Here is a 19,750-nt window from a genome sequence, read left to right on the forward strand (position 1 = left end):
CATTAAAACTGCTTGGAAGAACCTTAGGCGAATGCCAGTTATTGATAAGATGCAGGTCCCTCGAGCGCACTATCCCTCAGATTGCGGGCCGATCTTTCCGCGCATCCACGGTACTGAGGTCGCCGCGATTGCTAGCACGAGCGCGATTGCCGTGAATGCCGCCGCGTAGCGCGCAGGCACGATGGAGAAGCTCACGGTACCGAACGCGATAGCAGTCACCCACATATACAGGACGAGAACAGTGCGCCGGTGGGTGTGGCCGAGGGCGAGGAGTCGGTGGTGAATGTGCTGCCGGTCCGCCGAGAAAGGGCTCTTCCCTTGAGATACGCGGCGGATCACGGCCATGACTAGGTCGATGACAGGTAGCGCAATCGCGGCCACGACGACAATGAACGGGCTGATCAGTGCCACGAAGTCCGCGGTGCCATACAGAGACATGTTGATCTTGCCGGACGCGGAGATCGACGCTGCCGCCAACAGCAGGCCGATGAGCATTGCTCCGGTGTCCCCCATGAAGATCCGGGCAGGTTCAAAGTTGTGCGGAAGAATGCCGCCGCAGATGCCCACGAGACCGGCACAGATGATTGCCGGCGGGTATGCGGACACGGCGCCGCCTTGGTCGTGCAGGACAGTCAGGGAGAACACCAGAATCGCTGCCCCGGCGATGAGCCCCAGCCCAGCGGAGAGGCCGTCGATGCCGTCGACAAAGTTGAAGGCATTGATCAAAGTCACAGTGATTAGCGTGGACACAATGATGCCTTGCGTCTGGTCGAGGATGAGCGTGGTCCCACCGTCGAAAGGTAAGTAGATGACATTGAACGACAGCCCCAATACCGCCATGGTCACGGCGGCGAGCACCTGGCCGGCGAACTTCGGCAAAGCCGCGAGCTCGTATAGGTCATCGATGACGCCTACCACGACGATGAGGAATGCGCCGATGACCACAGCCGTCATCTCCGGCGTGACCGGAGCGAATCCGCGGGTCAGAGCTGGCAGCTGCATGGCCAGGAATACCGCGGACAAGAAACCGGTGAACATCGCCACTCCCCCGAGGCTCGGAGTGGGTTGGGTATGCACGTCGCGCTCGCGGATCTCGGCCACTCGTCCGGTGCGCACGAGCATGGAGCGCACGGGGCCTGTAGCCAGGTAGGTGATCACCGCGGCCACGAGGATCACCAGACCCAGCTCGCGGAGCGGGACGCCAGCGCCTGACATTTAGCGATCTTTCCGCCGGAGTTGTTCAGGCGTCATTCCCAGAACCCCGCCGATGCGTTCCGGCGAGATCGCGCCTTCGCGCAGAATGATTGGGCTCGGCCCTGAGATGTCGATGATGGTGGACGGCTCCCCCACCTCTGCCTTGCCGCCGTCCAAGTAGACCTGAACAGCTTCGCCGAACTGGTTGCGCGCACCCAGCGCTGTCACGGGCGGTGCTTCACCGGAAATGTTCGCACTGGACACCGCCATGGGGCCGGTCTCGCGCAGCAACTCGATTGCGACTGGTTGAAGCGGCATGCGCAGCAGCACAGTGCCGCGCGTGTCGCCCAGGTTCCACGGCAAGGAGGGCGCTTCCGGCACAACGATGGATAGGCCACCGGGCCAGAAAGCTTCCACAAGGGTCTTCGCGGTGTCGGTGAACTCGCGCACGAGGCCCTGAATCGTGGTCCACGACCCGACAAGCACAGGCACCGGCATGTCCGGTCCGCGGCGCTTGGTGGCCAGCAGTTTCGCGCAGGCATCCGGATTGAAGGCGTCGGCACCGATGCCGTAGACCGTGTCGGTAGGAATGACCACGCACTGCCCCGCGCGCGCAGCGTTCGTCGCGGCCTCAATGCCTTCCTTCCGGCCCTGCGGGTCGAGGCAGTCGTAGACTCTGCTCGGCATGTGCGAATCCCTTCTAGTCGATTTCTCGTAGTTTACTCGCCGTGACAAACCGATCCCTGCCGGTTAAGTCCGCAAGGTTCTCGACGCGCTCAAACGCCCCGTGCTTATCGACGAGCTCACGCGTGCGGCCCGCCGTCGAGTCGTCATGCTCAATCCCGAGCTTTCCCCCCGGTGCCAATAAACGCGCCGCCACGGGGATGAGACCCCGGATAGCGTCCATTCCGTCAGCACCAGAGAAGACGGCTTCAGGAGGGTCGTGATAGATCTCCGGCTGCAAAGCGCCGGACTCTTCGGGTTCAAACGGCACGTACGGCGGGTTCGCCACCACAAGGCCGACCTTGCCGGAGTACTCCTCCAGCAAGTGCGGGTCGGTCATGTCACCGGAGATGATCTGGATCTCAGCACCGCGACCACCATGCTCGTCTGCGTTGGCTCGGGCCGCGGCAAGCGCTACGGGAGATTTCTCCACTCCGATGACCAAATCCGCATCGACACGTTGCGCAATATAGATTGCCAACGCACCCGAGCCGGTACCTAAATCTACGACGACCGGCTGAAAATCAGGGGCGTCAATCTCATCGTCGGAGAGACTGTCGAGGTACTCCGCGAACGCCGCCACCGCCCATTCCGCGAGGACTTCAGTCTCTGGCCGCGGAATGAACACCCCTGGGCCCACTTTCAGATCATGGATCCCGAACGGTGCGGTGCCGATGATGCGCTGCAGCGGCTCATGTTTCTCTCGGCGCGAAACGGCTTCCTCGAATCGGGCGAAGAACCCGTCGGGGATCTCCGTGGGAGAGGTGAATGGTAAGGAGATGTGGCTGGATACGTCGAGAAGCGATGCGGCAATGAACCGCGCATCGTAGGACGGCGAGGCGACCCCTGCCTCGGTGAACCTGCGCTCAGCTGCCGACACTGCATTGGCGAGCTCTGACGAGTTCCAGCGCACCTTGCGTCTCCTTACTGCTCTGCTTCGAGGCGCTCCTGGCGCTCGTGGGTCTGCAGCGCGGTGATGATGTCGTCCATGTTGCCGTCGAGCACCGCGTCCAAGTTGTTCGACTTGTAGTTGATGCGGTGGTCCGAGATGCGGTTCTCCGGCCAGTTGTAGGTGCGGATGCGCTCAGACCGGTCCATGGTGCGGACCTGGGATGCGCGACCTTCTGCCGCTTCGGCTTCCGCCTTCTCACGCTCAAGCTGATCCAGGCGGGCCTGGAGCACCTGCATCGCGCGAGCGCGGTTCTGGATCTGGGAACGCTCTTTCTGGCACGTCACCACAATGCCCGTGGGTAGGTGAGTGATGCGCACAGCGGAGTCAGTCGTGTTGACTCCCTGGCCGCCCTTACCGGAAGAACGGTAGACGTCAACGCGGAGGTCCTTCTCGTCGATGTCGACAGCTTCGACCTCTTCCGGCTCCGGGTACACCAGCACGCCGGCTGCCGACGTCTGAATGCGTCCCTGTGACTCCGTCACCGGAATACGCTGCACGCGGTGGACACCGCCTTCGAACTTCAGCATCGACCATGCACCGTCGCGGGAGGGGTTCTTCGCCTTCACGGCGACAGTCATGTCCTTGACGCCGCCGAGATCGGACTCGGACAGGTCTAAAACGTCCCAGGACAAACCAGCTTTCTCCGCGTACTTCTGGTACATGCGCGCCAGATCGCCAGCAAACAACGCGGCTTCCTCGCCGCCGGCGCCGGCTTTGATCTCCATGATCACGTCATCGGCGTCATGCTCGTCGCGGGGCGCGAGCAGGTCAGCCAGCTCCTCTTCGAGGCGGACAATCTCGCCCTCAAGGCGCGTGGCCTCCTCGGCGAACTCCTTGTCCTCGGCCGCCATCTCTTGAGCTGCCTCAAGGTCCTCGCGGGCCTGCGTCAGCTCGTTATTGACGTTGATAATCGGCTGGAGCTGCGCGTAGCGCTTCGACAGCTTGCGGAAGAGATCCTGGTCGCCGACAACGTCCGGGTCACCCATTTGGGCCTGGATGCCCTGGTATTCGGAAACGTAGTCGTCGACAAGCGAAACCTGCGTGTTAGCTGCCATTTACTGGTACTCCTCGGTTTCCGTGTCGGCGGCCATCGGCGCGGACTGCGCCACGCCGACGAGGAACTCGCCGTTGTTCTTCGTCTTCTTCAGCTGCTTGATCATAAGGTCGATCGCCGCTTGCGGGTCCAGCGCAGAAAGAATGCGGCGCAGCTTGTGCATGACGCGCGCTTCCTCCGGTGCGAGCAGCAGCTCGTCCTTGCGGGTGCCGGACGGGTTGACATCGACCGCTGGGAACACGCGGCGCTCGGCGATCTTGCGGTCGAGCTTGAGCTCAGCGTTGCCGGTGCCCTTGAACTCCTCGAAGATCACGGTGTCACCAGCGGACCCGGTCTCCACCATGGCGGTAGCGATGATGGTCAGCGAACCGCCGTCCTCGATGTTGCGCGCTGCACCCAGGAATCGCTTCGGCGGGTAAAGCGCGTTGGAGTCCACACCGCCAGAAAGGATGCGGCCCGACGCCGGCGACGAGTTGTTGTACGCGCGACCCAGGCGGGTGATGGAATCCAGCAGGACCACAACGTCCTGGCCCATCTCCACCAGGCGCTTTGCACGCTCGATGGCCAGCTCGGCGACAGCGGTGTGCTCGCTTGGCGGACGGTCGAAGGTCGATGCGATGACCTCGCCCTTGACGGAGCGTTGCATGTCCGTGACTTCCTCCGGGCGCTCATCCACAAGCACGACCATGAGGTAGCACTCAGGGTTGTTGTGCGCGATCGCGTTCGCGATGTTCTGCAGAATCGTCGTCTTACCGGCCTTCGGCGGGGACACGATCAAGGCGCGCTGCCCCTTACCAATCGGCATGACCAGGTCGATCACGCGGGTGGTCAGGATATTCGGCTCCGTCTCAAGGCGCAGACGCTGGTTCGGGTACAGCGGGGTGAGCTTGTGGAACTCAGCACGCTGCTTCGCGTCGTCCACTTTCATCCCGTTGACCGTGTCCACGCGCACCAGCTGGTTGTAGCGCTGACGGTTACGGCCAGAACCGTGCGTGTGGCCTTGGCCGTTAGCCCGGACCTGACCGATCACAGCGTCGCCCGAGCGCAGGCCGCAGCGGCGGACCAAGTTGTTGTTGATGAAGACATCAGCCTGGCTAGCGCGGTAACCCGTGGTGCGGACAAACGCGGCATTGTTGTCGACGATGTCGACGATACCCGCGATCTCCTGCAGATCCTCCGGATCGAAGTCCTGGTTGTTGTTGCCGCCGCCCTGGTTGTTGTTACCGTCGCGGTTTCGGCGGTTCCGGCGGTTGCGGCGGCCCCGGCGGCCGCCACCCTCACCGTCGCGGTTGTTATCGCGGTTATTGTTCTGGCGGTTGTTGCCGCCCTGATTGTCACGGTTGTCACGATTGTCGCGGTTGTCGCGGTTATCACCGTTGTCGCGGTTGTCACGCTGGCCGTGATCGTCGGACTGCTGCTCGTCCTGCTGGTCGTTGCGGTCGCCGCGCTGCTCGGCACGGTGCTCGTGCTTGGCGCGGTTGCGGCGTGCACGGCGCGCTGCGGAGCGGGATTCGTAGCGCTGCTCATCGGAATCTGCGCCATCGTTGTCAGAACCAGACTTTTCGGAGCCAGACTTCTCCCCCTGCTCCGGGTTGTTCTGCTCGTTCTGCTCGTTCCGCCCGGTCGGCTGCTCACCGGATGCCTCTGCGGCTGCCTGCTCGGAAGCGCGCTGCTTGGCGCGCTGCGGCACGGTGCCGGTGGTGATGGCTTCAATCAGTTCGCCCTTGCGCAGGGCGGAGGTCCCCCGAAGGCCTTTGTCAGCAGCGATCTTGCGTAGCTCAGGCAGCTTCAGCGAAGCAAGGTCTTGGCGGTCCTGGCCCGCTGCGTTGTCCGTATCGGTCACGGATGTCCTTTCGTCTTATTGTTCACCGCGTCGCATCACGCGGTGTGGACGTGGCTCGTTTTTCCGGGGGCTTCAAACGTCGATAAGCATTTGAAGGCGCACTTTGAAGTGACAGCCCAGAAAAGGATTGATCGGACGCACGGCCAAAAATGGCGGTATGGGGAGCGCAGAAAATGCCGCTCGGGTCGCGATCTGCCGTTTAGTGTAACCCACGCCCACCACAATCGGGCAACGTGGTCGCGCTAGAGTGTACAACATGCTCTCCACGATGCAGGAAGTGCCTTTTTCCATCGGACGGATCCTCGACTTTGGAGCGTCCGTGCACGGTGGCACCAAGGTGACCACATGGCGCTCAGGCGAAGCGGAGGAAACGACCTTCGAGCTCATTGGAGCACGCGCCGCTGCGTTCGCGCACGCGTTGGAAGACAAGCTGGGCATTGACGGGGATCAGCGCGTAGGCACGCTGATGTACAACTGCGCTGAGCACCTCGAAGTGATGTACTCCGTTGCCGCGAAAGGCTCGGTGTTCGTGCCGCTCAACCTGCAGCTTCTCGAGGATCAGATCGCCTACATCATCAACCACTCCGAGATAGAAGTCATCGTCGCCGACCCGCGTTTGGCAGGCAAGTTGGGGCGCATTTTGCCGTCGTGCCCGACGGTGCGCGCGGTCTGCTTCACTGGCTTGGGCGACATCCCCGAACTCGACGGGGTCGAGGTGCACGCATACGAGGCGCTTCTCGACGGCTCGTCCACCATCTACACCTGGCCCTCCCTCCCCGAGAACACCGCGGCAGCTATTTGCTATTCGACGGCGACATCCGGCGCCCCGAAAGGCATCGCCTACTCGCACCGTTCTATCTGGCTGACCGCTACCAGTCTTCGGTCGACCGACTCGATGGGGATCGCGAACGGTGAGTCCTTCCTATGCTGCATCCCGATCTACCACGTACTCAGCTGGAGCGTGCCGTTCACCGCGTTCCTGGCCGGCACTCCCCTGGTCTTGCCTGACTCGGACGTGTCCGCGCCGACATTGGCGAAGCTCATCGCCGGCACCCACCCGCGTGTCGCCCACGGCGTGCCCACCCTGTGGATCCAGCTCATGGTCCACTACCTGCACAACCCGCCGGAGCGCATGTCCTTGACTGAGCTCTTCGTGGGCGGCTCCCCTGCCCCGCCCGCGCTGATCAAGGTGTGGGAGGAGCGCTACGGTGTGGACGTCATCCACGTCTGGGGCATGACCGAAACCTCCACTGTGGGCACGGTAGCCCGCCCACCGTCAGGCGTCGGTGGCGAGCGCCGCTGGGCCTACCGCATCTCCCAAGGCCGGTTCGCCCCCTGGCTGGAATACCGAGTGGTCAACGAAGGAAAGATCGTTTCCCGCACCGACCGCAACAACGGTGAAATCCAGGTCCGCGGCAACATGGTCGCCGCCTCCTACTACCAGCCCGCCAACCCGGAGGCGCTCGAGCGGGCACAGTCCTTCCGCGGTAAAGACGCCAACGACGATGAGGAGCACTTTACCGCGGACGGCTGGATGCGCACCGGTGACGTGGGCACGGTGACCTCCGACGGGTTCATGACCCTCTATGACCGTTCCCGCGACGTCATCCGCTCCGGCGGCGAGTGGATCTACTCCGCCCAGTTGGAAAACCTCATCATGGAGGCCGACGAAGTCGTCGAGTGCGCCGTCATCGGCTACCCCGACAAGAAATGGGGCGAGCGCCCCTTGGCCGTGACAGTCCTGCACGCCGACGTGACCCCGTCCGTCGACTTGGCCAAGAAGCTGCGCAAGGAACTCCACCAAGAGCTGCCGACGTGGATGGCGCCGGAGTACTGGACGTTCGTGGGCTCCATCGACAAGACCTCGGTGGGCAAATTCGACAAGGTGGATCTACGCGGCCACCTCTCACGTGACGAATTCGACATTATCGCTCTACCTGGGCCGGGAACCCGCAGTGCCGAAAGTACTGAACAATCCGAAAACACGACCTTATAAATCTGCGTAGCCTGGAGGCATGGCTACTACACCGGATATTTTCTCCAGCCCATCCCGCTACATCCAAGGCAAAGGTGCCATCCACGAACTGGGCACCCACCTGAAAAAGCTCGGCGATAACCCGCTGCTCGTCTCTGACGACACGGTGTGGGGCATCGTCGAAAAGCAGCTCACCGACGGCTTCAAAGAAGCAGACCTGCCGCTGACCCGCGTCGGGTTCAAGCGTTTCGCCACCGCCAAGGCGGTCGACGAACTGACCGAAAAGATCAAAGAGAACAATCACGACATCATCGTCGGTGTCGGCGGCGGTTCCACTATCGACGCCGCGAAGGCCGCCGGCTACCTGGCCGACATCAAGTGGGCATCCGTTCCCACCGCCGCATCTTCCGACGCACCGACCTCGACACTGGCCGTGATCTACACCGAGGACGGCGCCTTCGACGAGTACCGCTTCTACCCGAAGAACCCGGACCTCGTTCTCATCGATACCCAGATCGTTGCTGGCGCACCCGTGGAATTCCTCATCGCCGGCATCGGCGACGCACTGGCCACCTGGGTCGAGGCCCGCGCCGCCGCCCGCGGCAACGGCACCACCATGAACGGCGGCCACCCGACCCGCGCTGGTGGCGCATTGGCAAAACTGTGCTGGGACATTCTCTGGGAGCACTCTTTCGCAGCAATCGACTCCGTCAAAGCTGGCGTGGTCACCCCCGCCCTCGACGCAGTCGTCGAAGCCAACACCCTGCTCTCCGGCCTGGGCTTCGAGTCCGGCGGTCTCGCCGCAGCGCACGCCATCCACGACGGCCTGACCGCGGCCGATCAGACCCACGGTCTCACCCACGGCCAGAAGGTCAACGTGGGCACCTGCGCCCAGCTCATCATGGAGGGCGCTGATGCCGAGGAGATCGAGGACTTCATCGCCTTCACCACCAAGGTGGGCCTGCCGAACTCCCTGACCGAAGTCGGCCTCTCCCCCGACGACACCGAAGAGCTCGAGGCAGTGGCCAAGGCCGCCACCGCCGAGGACGAGACCATCCACAACATGCCATTCCCGGTCACCCCAGAACTGGTCGTCGATGCGCTCGTTTCCCTCGAGTCCATCTCCCGTCGCGTCCGCGAGGACCGCGGCCTGCCGGAGCCGGTCAAGTACGTGGCTGAGCACTAAAGCTGCTCGCCCCCGTTCATGGGTCGGGCATGAGTAAAGGGCCAAGGGCGTGATGCCCTCGGCCCTTTGGCATTCCCGGGTTTTTCGATCCGTGCACGAAGCGGTGCGGCCGGTGCGCGCGGCCGGTGCGGAAAAGTTGACAAACCGGATTTCCGCCTAGAACTGTCCACGCAGGTCAGAGAGTTGTTGGCCGTTTAGGCCGGATCGCGGATGTCAACTTTTCCGCAGCCTACGCGGACCCTGCGGGCCCACGCGGCCCTGCGCGCCTACGCTCGGGAGAGCTCGGCCGTTACCGGCCCGGCGATCTCGAGGTCGAGGACGCGCAAACCGTCCGACTTCGCGGACTCGATAATTTTCGGGTCGATCGGGTCGCGGTGGAGCACCATAGCGGTCGGACCGGCGCCGGACAGGTACGCGGCGTAACCGCGGTTGCGCAGACGGTTGACCCACTCAGCCGTGACCGGCAGAACGTCGGCGCGGTAGGGCTGGTGGAGGCGGTCGCGGGTGCCTTCCCACAGCAGCTCCGGGTGGTGCTGGACCGCCACCGTCATCACGGCGGTACGGGAAACGTTGAACCGCGCATCCGTATGGGTGACATGCGACGGGAGCACTTTGCGCACCGCGTTGGTGGACGCGTGGAAGCTCGGGACCAGCGCAGTCGCCTTGATGTCAGGGTGGACTGGAAGCTGAACGGCGCGGTAGACGGGATGCGATACACCATCGACAGGGATGTCGGTCCAGCTCACCACGGCCTGGCCCAACACACTGGCCGCGGCGTTATCCGGGTGCCCCTCAAACGAGGAGCTGATCTGGACGATTTCCTCGGTGTCCAGCACGTCGCCGGCGAGAGTATTGGCGGCAACCACACCAGCCACAGCCGCCGAGGCAGACGAACCAAGCCCGCGCGACTGCGGAATATTGTTCGTGCAGGTCACCTTCAACCCGGGCGCGTCGACATCGGCGGCCTTCAGCGCCTGCCGGATCGCCTTGACCACCAGGTGGGAGCCGTCGCGGGGCAAGTCGTCTGCACCTTCACCGAAGATCTCCACCTCAAGGCCGGAGGAGGTGACTTCCACCTCGACGGTGTCGTAGATCCCCAAAGCCAAACCGAGTGTGTCAAAGCCGGGACCCAGGTTCGCCGAGCTACCGGGCACGGTCACGCGGGCGCGCAAGCCCACCTCAAGATCGGTGCTCATGACTACTCGGCAGCGTCGGCGTCGAGGCGGATGACGGAGTTGACAACCTTGACGTCGTCAAGCGTGGCCAGTTCTTCGACGATCGCCGCAAGCTTGCGCTCAATCGACATGTGCGTGACGACGATCAGGCGCGACGCATCACCGTGCTCTTCCTGACGAACAGCCGAAATGGAAATGCCTGCATCAGCGAAGCGGCGAGAAATATCCGCAAGGACACCTGCGCGGTCCACGACCGACATGTCGATGTGGTAGCGCGTCGGCACATCGCCGAAGTCTGCGACCGGGTAGTGAGCGTAGGGGTTGTCCGCCGGGGCGCGGCCGCCGTGAATCTTGTTGCGGGCAGCGCCGACAAGGTCACCGAGCACAGCGGAAGCGGTGGGCGCGCCACCCGCGCCGTTACCGTAGAACATGAGACGGCCAGCGGCTTCGGCCTCAACGAAGACAGCGTTGTAGGACTTGTCGACGCTCGCCAGTGGGTGCTCGTTCGGCACCAGCGTCGGGTGGACGCGGGCGGCGACGGAAGTGGTGTTGCCGGCATCGTCGAAAAGCCGCTCGCAGATCGCCAGCAGCTTGATGGTGAAGCCGGCGTCCTTAGCTGCCTCGATGTCCTCGGCAGTGATGTTGGTGATGCCCTCCGCGTGCACGTCGTCGTAGGTCACGCGGGAGTGGAAGCCCATCGATGCCAAGATGGCGGCCTTAGAGGCGGCATCGTGGCCCTCGACGTCGGCGGTCGGGTCCGCCTCGGCGTACCCCAGGCGGGTGGCTTCCGCCAGTGCCTCGTCGTAGCTCATACCGGTCGACGCCATCGCGTCGAGGACGTAGTTGGTCGTGCCGTTGACAATGCCGGAGATGCGCTGGATCTGGTCGCCGGCGAGCGAACGGCGCAGCGTTCCCACGACGGGGATTGCGGCGGCAACGGCTGCTTCGTAGTAGAGGTCAACACCGGCCTCATTAGCGGCGTCGGAAAGCTCGTCGGCGTGCGCCGCGATGAGAGCCTTGTTCGCAGTGACCACGGACTTGCCGGCCTTGAGCGCGGCGAGAACGCACTGGCGCGGGTACTCGATGCCGCCAATGACCTCGACCACGACATCGATGTCGTCGCGGTCGATCAGCTCCAAGGCGTTGTCCGTGAGCGCGATGTCCGGGAAGAGATCGAGCACTTCGCGGCGCTTGCCCAAGTCAGACACAGCGACACCACGAACATCAATGGGGCCGCCGATGCGCTGCTCCAAATTGGAGGAGAACTCGCTAATCAGGCGGAGCACCTCAGTGCCCACCGTGCCCATTCCCAGAACAGCGACACCGACCGGCTGGCCGATGCCCTTGCCCGGGTAATTACCGTTGTGTCCCTCAGCGCTGTGAGTGGTCTGTGAAGTCATGGTTCTCGAGTCTACAAAACCTCTCGAGCGAGGATGTCCTCTACCGTCTCCCTACGCACCATCGGAGTGACTACGCCATCTTTGACGCTGACGACGGCCGGCCGGCCGAAGCAGTTGTAGTTCGATGCCATGGAGTAGCAGTAGGCACCCGTCGCGGCGAGCGCGATAAGGTCGCCGGAGGCAATGTCGTCCGGCCACAGGGCGTTGTTGATGAGGATGTCGCCGGACTCGCAGTGCGCACCGACCATGCGCGTGGCCTGCGGGGTGCCGTCGGTGAGCCGGTTGACCACGCGTGCGTCATAATCCGCGCCGTACAGGGCGGTGCGGATGTTGTCGCTCATACCGCCGTCGACGGCGATGTAGCGGCGCGTCGCCTCATCAGTCACGTGCACGTCCTTGACCGTGCCCACCGAGTACACAGTCACAGCGGCGGGGCCGGCAATGGCGCGACCCGGCTCCACAATGACCTCCGGCGGGGTGATGCCAAGCTCGTCCGCCTTCTCGGCTACGGCTTTGAGCAAGTCCTTCGCCACGTCATCAACGGCGAGCGGCTGCTCCTCGTTGGTGTAGGCGATGCCGTAACCGCCGCCGAGGTCGAGGTAGCCGAGCTCCAGGCCCAGCTCGCGGTAGATCTGCGCGTACAGCCCCAGTACACGCGCGGCGGCGAGCTTGAAGCCCTCTGCGTCAAACACCTGGGAACCGACGTGGCAGTGCAGACCGGTCAGCTGGATGTTGTCAGCCTCACTGGCGGCCACGGCGGCGCGGTAGGCGGAGCCAGATACCAGCGACAAACCGAACTTCTGGTCTTCGTGGCTGGTGGCGATGAACTCGTGCGTATGCGCCTCCACACCGGGTTTGACGCGGATGAACACCTCCTGCACCGTGCCTTCCTCACCCGCGATGCGCTCAAGCTCCTCGAGCTCCTGGTGGGAGTCGATGACCACTTCGCCGACACCTTCGCGCACGCAGCGGCGCAGGAACGAATCGGGCTTGTTGTTGCCGTGCACGGTGATGCGCTCTGCCGGGAATCCCGCGTGTAGGGCAATGAGAAGCTCGTTCTCGCTCGCCACGTCGAGCGACAGTCCCTCCTCGTTGACCCAGCGGGCAATGTGAGTGGTCAGGAATGCCTTGGAGGCGTAGTGCACGTTCTCCGGTTTGCCGTAAGCGCGAACCATGTCGCGGCAGCGGGACCGGAAATCGTCCTCGTCGACAACCATCACAGGGGTGCCGTACTCAGCTGCAATGTCCGGCAGCGGCACGCCGGCGATAGTGACTGTACCGTCGTCAAGCCGCTGCGCGCTTCGTGGCCACACATGGGCGGGCAGGTCATTGAAACACCCGGCCTCATTGTGGCGCATGCGCAACAGGTCATCGCGCGACAAATTGGCAGTGTTCAGAACGGGATCGAGCATCGGTCTACATCCTCTCCGGAGCGGTCACGCCGAGCAGGCGCAGAGCATTGGCCAGCACCTGGCGCGAGGCCGAGGCGAGCGTGAGACGGGCGGCGTGAATCGGCTGCGGGTCCTCCCCTGCCTTGGGCAGGATCTGGCAGGCGTCATAGAACTTGTGGAAGACGCTGGCCAGTTCCTCGGCGTAGCGTGCGATACGGTGCGGTTCGCGCAGCTCAGCCGCTGCCTTGACGACGGCAGGGAACTCGCCCAGCGTACGAATCAGGTCGCCTTCCTTCTCGTGGGTGAGCAAGGACAGATCAACTTCTTCATCGTCGTCCGAGCGTGCGAGGACGACACCGGCCTCGGCAGCCTTACGTTCGATCGACGCCAGGCGCGTGTGGCCGTACTGCACGTAGTAGACGGGGTTGTCGTTGGACTGCTTCTCCCACAGGTCCAGGTCGATGTCCAGAGTGGAGTCGACCGAGGAGCGCACCATCGAATAACGCGCGGCATCCACACCAATGACATCCACCAAGTCGTCGAGGGTGATCACTGTCCCGGCGCGCTTGGACATCTTCACCGGCTGGCCGTCGCGGACCAGGTTGACCATTTGGCCGATGAGGACCTCGACTGCCTCCGGGTTGTATCCCAGCGCCTGGGCGGCTGCGCGCAGGCGGGCGATGTAACCGTGGTGGTCCGCACCCAGCATGTAGATGGCCAGAGTGTGTCCGCGGTCGAACTTGTCTGCTACATACGCGATGTCGCCAGCTATGTATGCGGCATCACCGTCGGACTTGAGCACGACGCGGTCTTTGTCATCGCCGAAGTCGGTCGAGCGCAGCCACCACGCTCCATCGTTTTCATAGAGGTTGCCGTTGTCCTTCAGCGTCTGGATCGCACGGTCCACAGCTCCGGACTCGAACAGGGAGTTCTCGTGGAAGAAGACATCGAAGTCGGTGCCGAAGTCGTGCAGGGACTGTTTGATCTGCGCGAACATCTTCTCGACGCCCTCGCGCCGAAAAGCTTCTTGCACTACCGCTGCATCGCCCTCCAGGATGCCCGGGTTCTCCGCGACAACCGCGCTGGCAATGTCGGCGATGTACTCCCCGCCATAACCGTCCTCGGGGGTCGGCTCATTCTTGGCTGCAGCTACCAGGGAGCGGGCAAAGCGGTCGATCTGGCCGCCGTGGTCGTTGAAGTAGTACTCGCGGGTCACCTCCGCGCCGGAGAATTCCAGCACACGGCCCAACGAGTCACCGACGGCTGCCCATCGGGTGCCGCCCAGGTGGATCGGGCCAGTCGGGTTGGCGGAGACGAACTCCAGGTTGATTTTCTCCCCGTCGTAGATGTCCGAGCTGCCGTAGGCCTCCCCCTTCGCCAGGATGTCGGCCACAATGCCACCGGTGGCAGCAGCCCCAAGGCGCAGATTAATGAAGCCGGGGCCGGCAACATCTGCGGAATCGATCTCGGGGAGGGCGACAAGAGCGTCGATAAGCCAGCCGGCGAGCTCCCGCGGGTTCGTCCCTGCTTTCTTGGCCACCTGAAGTGCGACATTGGTGGCGTAATCACCGTGCTCCGGGTTGCGGGGCCTCTCGACGGTGACCGTCTCCGGGACGACGGAGGAATCAAGCCCGTGGGCATCGAGCGTTTCGGTAGTAATGGCGCGGACAGTCGCGGCGAGGTCAGCAGGGGTCATGGGCAGCAAGTCTAGATCAGGGGCCGGACACCGGCAGAACTGGCAGGTGCGCTGCTCATCCTTTAATGAAACTGGGTGAAAATCTCCGTTTTCCTCCGGACACACGCGGCTACTGGAATACTTTGACTGCATTATTTTTGCCCGTGCAAAGTATTCGCAGAGGAGATGGTCAATGGGGACCTTTCAGATTCACACCGACGCAGTAGCGGGAAGCGTAGGACTATCCGCACTTGTGTCGGTCTTGCCGCTGTTGGCGTTTTTCGTCATGCTGCTGGGTTTCAAAGCGCGCGCTCACACGTCCGGTCTGGTTGCGCTGGGCGTGGCGCTGCTTGTTGCTGTGCTCGGCTTCAATATGCCGGTCGGCATGGCAGTATCGTCCGCGTTCCGCGGCGGGCTCTACGGACTCTTCCCTATTGTCTGGGTGATCCTCACCGCGATCTGGTTCTACCAGATCACCGTGGCAGCCGGCCGGTTCGAAGACCTTCGCAGGGTGTTCGACAAAATGGGCAACGGAGATGTGCGCATCCAGACGATGCTCATCGCCTTTTGTTTCGGTGGCCTGCTTGAAGCGCTCGCAGGATTCGGCGCACCGGTGGCCATCACCGCGACGATGATTCTCGCCCTCGGCATCCCCCCGCTGAAGGCGGCATCGATTGTGCTGATCGCCAACACCGCCCCCGTTGCGTTCGGCGCGGTGTCCATCCCGATCACCACTGCCGGTGAGGTCGGTGGCCGCACTCTCGAGCAGACAGAGAACATCGCTGCGATTGTCGGCCACCAAACCCCGTTCCTGGCGTTCTTCGTGCCGTTCATCATCGCCTTCCTGGTAGACGGCGGACGCGGCGTCCGCGAGACCATCCCCGCCGCCGTCACCATCGGCCTGTCCTTCGGTATTGCACAGTGGTGGACCTCCAACTACTTCGCTTACCAGCTCACCGACGTCATCGCCTGCATCGTCGCCCTTGGCGCGGCGTTTGTTCTGCTGCAGTTCTGGAAACCGGTCGGTGTGCCGGAGCTGCGTGAGCGCCTTGGCCTTGACCAGCCGGACGCAGACGTAGCACCGAACGCGGGGACAGGAACCCACGGCGACGATGCCGAGACCGAGGTAGCTGGTTCCACCGCGATCAAGACGCGCGCTGAAGCAGCAGATGAGAGCCTTCCCGGCAACCGCGTCTGGATGGCACTGATGCCCTATGCCGTCGTGGTGTTCATCTTCGGCATTGCCAACTTGGGCACGACGATCCCTGAATGGCTGAAGTCGTTCAAACTGGCCATTCCGTGGCCGGGGATTGAGACAGGCAGCATCCTCAGCTCCACCGGCACCGACGTCAAGACCGACTACACCTTCGCCTACCTGCACAACCCGGGCACCCTGCTGGTCATCTCCGGGCTCATCGTCGCGTTGGTCTACATCATCTTCGACGAGAACGGCCGCTACCAGCTCAACTGGGCCCAGGTGGGCAAAGAATTCGTGGACACGGCCTACCGCATGCGCTGGTCCGCGCTGACCATCGTGGTGGTTCTCGCGCTTGCGTACGTGATGAACTACTCCGGCCAGACGGTGACCATTGGTTATTGGTTCGCAGGCCTCGGCGCCGCGTTTGCCTTTCTCGCTCCGATGCTGGGGTGGATCGGCGTGGCGGTCACCGGCTCGGACACGTCCGCGAACGCGCTGTTCGCCAACCTTCAGGTCACGGCCGCCGAGCGCCTGGACCTCAACCCGGATCTCATGCTGGCGGCCAACACCACCGGTGGTGTCGTGGGCAAGATGATCTCCCCGCAGTCCCTCGCCATCGCCGCCACGGCGGTGAACATGGAGGGCAAAGAGTCGGAGCTTTTCAAGAAAGTCGTCGGCTGGTCCTTCGTCTTCTTGCTGGCTGTGTGCACCATGGTCTTCCTGCAGACGAACGTGCTCAGTGCCCTAGCGCCCGCTGTGGGCTAAAGGGGAGTAACCTCTACGCTGACTGGCCGGCAACCCACCCAGAAAGGAGCCACCAGTGCGTGTAGCCCTATTTTCCACCTGCATCGGGGACGCCCTGTTCCCCGATGCCCACAAGGCGTCTGCCTTGGTTTTGTCCCGCCTCGGATGCGAAGTCGTCTTCCCGAAAGAGCAGACCTGCTGCGGACAGATGCACATCAATACCGGGTACCAGAAGGAAGTGGTGCCCATTATTGAGAACTACGTTGACGCGTTCGCGGACGATTCGATCGATTACGTTGTCACCCCGTCCGGCTCCTGCACTGGTGCCGTCCGCGAGCAGCACGTGCGCATCGCTGACCGTTACGGTTCCAAGGGGCTTGTCGACGGTGCAACGCGCGCCGCTAACAAGACCTTGGACCTGTCCGAGTTCATCGTGGATGTCATGGGCACCACCGATGTGGGAGCGTTCTTCCCTCACCGCGTGACCTACCACTCCACCTGCCACTCGCGCCGCATGATCAAGGTCGGCAGCCGCCCGACGGATCTGCTGAAGAACGTCGAGGGCATCGACTTCGTCGAGCTGGACAACGTCGAAGAGTGCTGCGGTTTCGGCGGCACCTTCGCGGTGAAGAACGCCGACGTTTCGGCGGCGATGGTCAGCGACAAGGTGCGCCACATTAAGGACACGGAGGCCGAGTACGTCACCGCTGGCGACTCGTCCTGCCTGATGAACATCGGCGGTGCTATGTCCCGCCAGCACTCCGGCATCCGCGCGATCCACATCGCGGAGATTCTCGCATCCACCCGCTCGCACCCGTGGACGCCGACGTCGGCTGCATACTCGAAGGAGAAGATGCTGTGAAGGTCTCACTCGGTACCCCCACTACCCCGCCGCATGCCCCGCTCGAGCCGGGTCACTTCCGCGAGTACGAGAAGTTCCAGAAGAACGCGAAGCACGAGCTGAACAACTCTACGCAGCGCCGGAATCTGCACCACGCGACTACTCAGATCCGTCTCAAGCGCCAGGGTGTTGTCGATGAGCTGGATGACTGGCAGCAGCTGCGTGAGGCAGGCTCGACCATCAAGCGCAACACGTTGGCTCGCCTGCCGGAGCTGCTCGAGCAGTTCGAGGAGAACGTCACCGCCCGCGGCGGCCACGTCCACTGGGCGCGCGACGCCCGCGAGGCTAACCAGATTGTCGCCGACCTGGTCAAAGCCACCGGTGAGACTGAAGTGGTCAAGGTCAAGTCCATGGCGACTGCAGAGATCGCGCTGAATGAGGTCCTCGCCGAAGACGGCATCCACGTTCAGGAGACCGACTTGGCGGAGCTCATCGTCCAGCTGGGCGAGGACTTCCCCTCCCACATCGTTGTGCCGGCCATCCACCGCAACCGCGCAGAGATCCGTGACATCTTCACCGAGAAGATGCCTGGCGCGCGCCAGGACCTCACTGAGGACCCTTCGGAGCTGGCGGACGCTGCGCGTTCCTTCCTGCGCGACCAGTTCATGAAGGCCAAGGTGGCTATCTCCGGCTGCAACTTCGGCATCGCCGAGACCGGTTCGGTGTCCATCGTGGAGTCTGAGGGCAACGGCCGCATGTGCGTGACCCTGCCGGAAACTCTGATCACGGTGATGGGCGTCGAAAAGCTCCTGCCTTCCTTCGACGACCTCGGCGTGTTCATGCAGCTGCTCCCCCGTTCTTCGACCGGTGAGCGCATGAACCCGTACACCTCGATTTGGTCGGGCGTGACCGCGGAAGATGGCCCGCAGGAGTTCCACATTGTCCTCATGGACAACGGCCGCACTGCCGCACTGTCCAACGAGATCGGCCGTGAGGCTCTCAAGTGCATCCGCTGCTCTGCATGCCTGAACGTGTGCCCGGTCTACGAGCGCGCTGGCGGCCACTCCTACGGTTCGGTCTACCCCGGCCCGATCGGCGCAATCCTCACCCCGCAGCTGGCGGGCATGGATTCGACGGATGACGTCACCGCGTCGCTGCCATACGCGTCCTCGCTGTGCGGCCGCTGCGACGAGGTCTGCCCCGTTAAGATCCCGATCACCGATGTGCTGCTGGAGATGCGCCACCAGAAGGTGAAGAACCACCGTCCGGCACTCGAGGGTTCGATGTTCTCCTCCATTGGCTTTGTCATGGGCAACCAGAAGCTGTGGAACCAGGCGGTGCGCATGGCCGCCGCCGGCCGCATCCTCGGCGGTTTCAACGGCGTGATTGATTCGCTGCCGCTGTTCATGTCTGGCTGGTCCGACTACCGCGACACCGCGGTGCCGCCGAAGAAGTCCTTCCGTGAGTGGTTTGAGTCGGATGAGGCGCAGCAGTTGCTCGCGGATGCCCGCGCACAGGGTGCTGCCCGCAACACTGACCCGAATTCTGACTCCGTCGCAGCTGACACCATCGAGGACAATGCCTCGACCAACCAAGGGGAGGCCCGCAATGACGAGCGCTAAAGAGGAAATTCTCTCCCGCATCCGCGACGCGCAGAAGCTCGCAGACGCGTCTGCGAGCGTCGAGCACTCCCACGAGTACCGCACTGAGTCGTCGCTGGGCCGCGACGAGCTGCGTGAAATCCTCGTCGACAGGCTCGTGGACTACAAGGCCGATGTGATCCAGTGCTCCGCGGACGAGCTGCCGGGCAAGATCGTCGAGGTACTCCACGACCGCGAGTGCGACGACGTGCGCTACGCGCCGGGCCTGGAGAAGTCGCTTTTCGACGGTTTCTCCGGCACTGCTGCCCCGGACGAGTCTTCTGTGGACCCGCGCACCCTTGGGGACGCTGATGCGGTGGTCACCAGCTCTGTCGTGTCCGCTGCACAGACCGGCACGATCGTGCTGCAGTCCGACGTTCTAGAGGACGGCCCCGCCGTCTGCGGCCGCCGCTCCCTGTCCCTGGTGCCCGACCGCCACTTGTGCATCGTGCCCATGGACACCGTGGTCTACGGCGTGCCCGAGATGTTCGGCAAGATCGACCCGTACAAACCGGCCACGCTCATCTCTGGTCCGTCGGCAACGTCCGACATTGAGCTCGTGCGTGTGGAAGGCGTTCACGGCCCGCGCGACTTGATCGTGTTCGTGGTGGATTAATTACCGGCTGCAACCGCAGCCAGAACACAAATCGGCCCGCACCCTCCGAGTGGAAAGTGCGGGCCGATCTGCTGTCATTTCCCGTGCCGCGCTTTTCTCGCGCGCAAGATTTATTATGGGCGACATAGTTTTGAAAAGGATTC

The 19,750-nt window shown here is 63.2% G+C and carries 15 protein-coding genes; 6 read left to right on the top strand and 9 right to left on the bottom strand.

Going from position 1 to position 19,750, the window contains the following annotated elements:
• Window positions 1-69: 69 nt before the first annotated feature.
• From HMPREF0291_RS09240 to rho, 5 genes are read right to left on the bottom strand one after another with little or no spacing between them, the layout of a single operon-like run.
• Window positions 70-1,215 carry an MraY family glycosyltransferase gene (locus HMPREF0291_RS09240; protein WP_005290564.1) on the bottom strand — a complete coding sequence of 382 codons (1,146 nt, stop codon included), beginning with the start codon at window positions 1,213-1,215 and terminating at the stop codon, window positions 70-72.
• Window positions 1,216-1,881, bottom strand: a complete 666-nt coding sequence (locus tag HMPREF0291_RS09245; protein WP_005290567.1) for an L-threonylcarbamoyladenylate synthase — start codon at window positions 1,879-1,881, stop codon at window positions 1,216-1,218.
• Window positions 1,882-1,894: 13 nt separating this feature from the next.
• The gene (locus tag HMPREF0291_RS09250) at window positions 1,895-2,830 is read right to left on the bottom strand and encodes a N5-glutamine methyltransferase family protein (RefSeq protein WP_005290570.1); all 936 of its coding nucleotides are present in this window, start codon (window positions 2,828-2,830) and stop codon (window positions 1,895-1,897) included.
• 11 nt (window positions 2,831-2,841) lie between these two features.
• Entirely contained in the window at window positions 2,842-3,924 is a 1,083-nt protein-coding gene (prfA, locus tag HMPREF0291_RS09255) for a peptide chain release factor 1 (RefSeq protein ID WP_005290571.1), read from the bottom strand.
• Window positions 3,925-5,766, bottom strand: a complete 1,842-nt coding sequence (gene rho, locus HMPREF0291_RS09260; protein ID WP_005290574.1) for a transcription termination factor Rho — start codon at window positions 5,764-5,766, stop codon at window positions 3,925-3,927.
• Window positions 5,767-6,022: 256 nt separating this feature from the next.
• On the opposite strand from rho, the gene HMPREF0291_RS09265 reads away from it, so the two are divergent.
• Complete coding sequence (locus HMPREF0291_RS09265; protein ID WP_040424525.1) at window positions 6,023-7,762, top strand: long-chain fatty-acid--CoA ligase; 1,740 nt, start codon at window positions 6,023-6,025, stop codon at window positions 7,760-7,762.
• Window positions 7,763-7,781: 19 nt separating this feature from the next.
• Window positions 7,782-8,927, top strand: a complete 1,146-nt coding sequence (locus tag HMPREF0291_RS09270; protein WP_005290581.1) for a glycerol dehydrogenase — start codon at window positions 7,782-7,784, stop codon at window positions 8,925-8,927.
• A 266-nt stretch (window positions 8,928-9,193) separates the two neighbouring features.
• Here HMPREF0291_RS09270 and thrB read toward each other — a convergent pair whose 3' ends face one another.
• From thrB to argS, 4 genes are read right to left on the bottom strand one after another with little or no spacing between them, the layout of a single operon-like run.
• Complete coding sequence (thrB, locus tag HMPREF0291_RS09275) at window positions 9,194-10,123, bottom strand: homoserine kinase (protein ID WP_005290583.1); 930 nt, start codon at window positions 10,121-10,123, stop codon at window positions 9,194-9,196.
• A gap of 2 nt (window positions 10,124-10,125) precedes the next feature.
• Window positions 10,126-11,502, bottom strand: coding sequence for a homoserine dehydrogenase (locus tag HMPREF0291_RS09280; RefSeq protein WP_005290585.1), 1,377 nt, complete (start codon window positions 11,500-11,502; stop codon window positions 10,126-10,128).
• Window positions 11,503-11,513: 11 nt separating this feature from the next.
• Window positions 11,514-12,860 carry a diaminopimelate decarboxylase gene (lysA, locus tag HMPREF0291_RS09285; protein ID WP_050748885.1) on the bottom strand — a complete coding sequence of 449 codons (1,347 nt, stop codon included), beginning with the start codon at window positions 12,858-12,860 and terminating at the stop codon, window positions 11,514-11,516.
• Window positions 12,861-12,918: 58 nt separating this feature from the next.
• Complete coding sequence (argS, locus tag HMPREF0291_RS09290) at window positions 12,919-14,589, bottom strand: arginine--tRNA ligase (RefSeq protein WP_040423776.1); 1,671 nt, start codon at window positions 14,587-14,589, stop codon at window positions 12,919-12,921.
• A 172-nt stretch (window positions 14,590-14,761) separates the two neighbouring features.
• On the opposite strand from argS, the gene HMPREF0291_RS09295 reads away from it, so the two are divergent.
• The 4 genes from HMPREF0291_RS09295 to HMPREF0291_RS09310 are packed head-to-tail and all read left to right on the top strand — an operon-like array spanning window position 14,762 to window position 19,607.
• Window positions 14,762-16,531: an L-lactate permease gene (locus HMPREF0291_RS09295; RefSeq protein ID WP_005290595.1), complete on the top strand. Its 1,770-nt coding sequence runs from the start codon at window positions 14,762-14,764 to the stop codon at window positions 16,529-16,531.
• A gap of 55 nt (window positions 16,532-16,586) precedes the next feature.
• On the top strand, window positions 16,587-17,372 hold the full coding sequence (locus HMPREF0291_RS09300) for a (Fe-S)-binding protein (protein ID WP_005290598.1): 786 nt from the start codon (window positions 16,587-16,589) through the stop codon (window positions 17,370-17,372).
• Window positions 17,369-18,973, top strand: a complete 1,605-nt coding sequence (locus HMPREF0291_RS09305) for a LutB/LldF family L-lactate oxidation iron-sulfur protein (RefSeq protein WP_005290599.1) — start codon at window positions 17,369-17,371, stop codon at window positions 18,971-18,973. Before HMPREF0291_RS09300 ends, HMPREF0291_RS09305 begins: the two co-directional genes overlap by 4 nt.
• Window positions 18,960-19,607, top strand: coding sequence for a LutC/YkgG family protein (locus HMPREF0291_RS09310; RefSeq protein ID WP_005290602.1), 648 nt, complete (start codon window positions 18,960-18,962; stop codon window positions 19,605-19,607). The genes HMPREF0291_RS09305 and HMPREF0291_RS09310 overlap by 14 nt, the downstream gene beginning before the upstream one ends.
• Window positions 19,608-19,750 lie beyond the last annotated feature (143 nt).

Source organism: Corynebacterium genitalium ATCC 33030 (assembly GCF_000143825.1).
Taxonomy (GTDB): domain Bacteria; phylum Actinomycetota; class Actinomycetes; order Mycobacteriales; family Mycobacteriaceae; genus Corynebacterium; species Corynebacterium genitalium.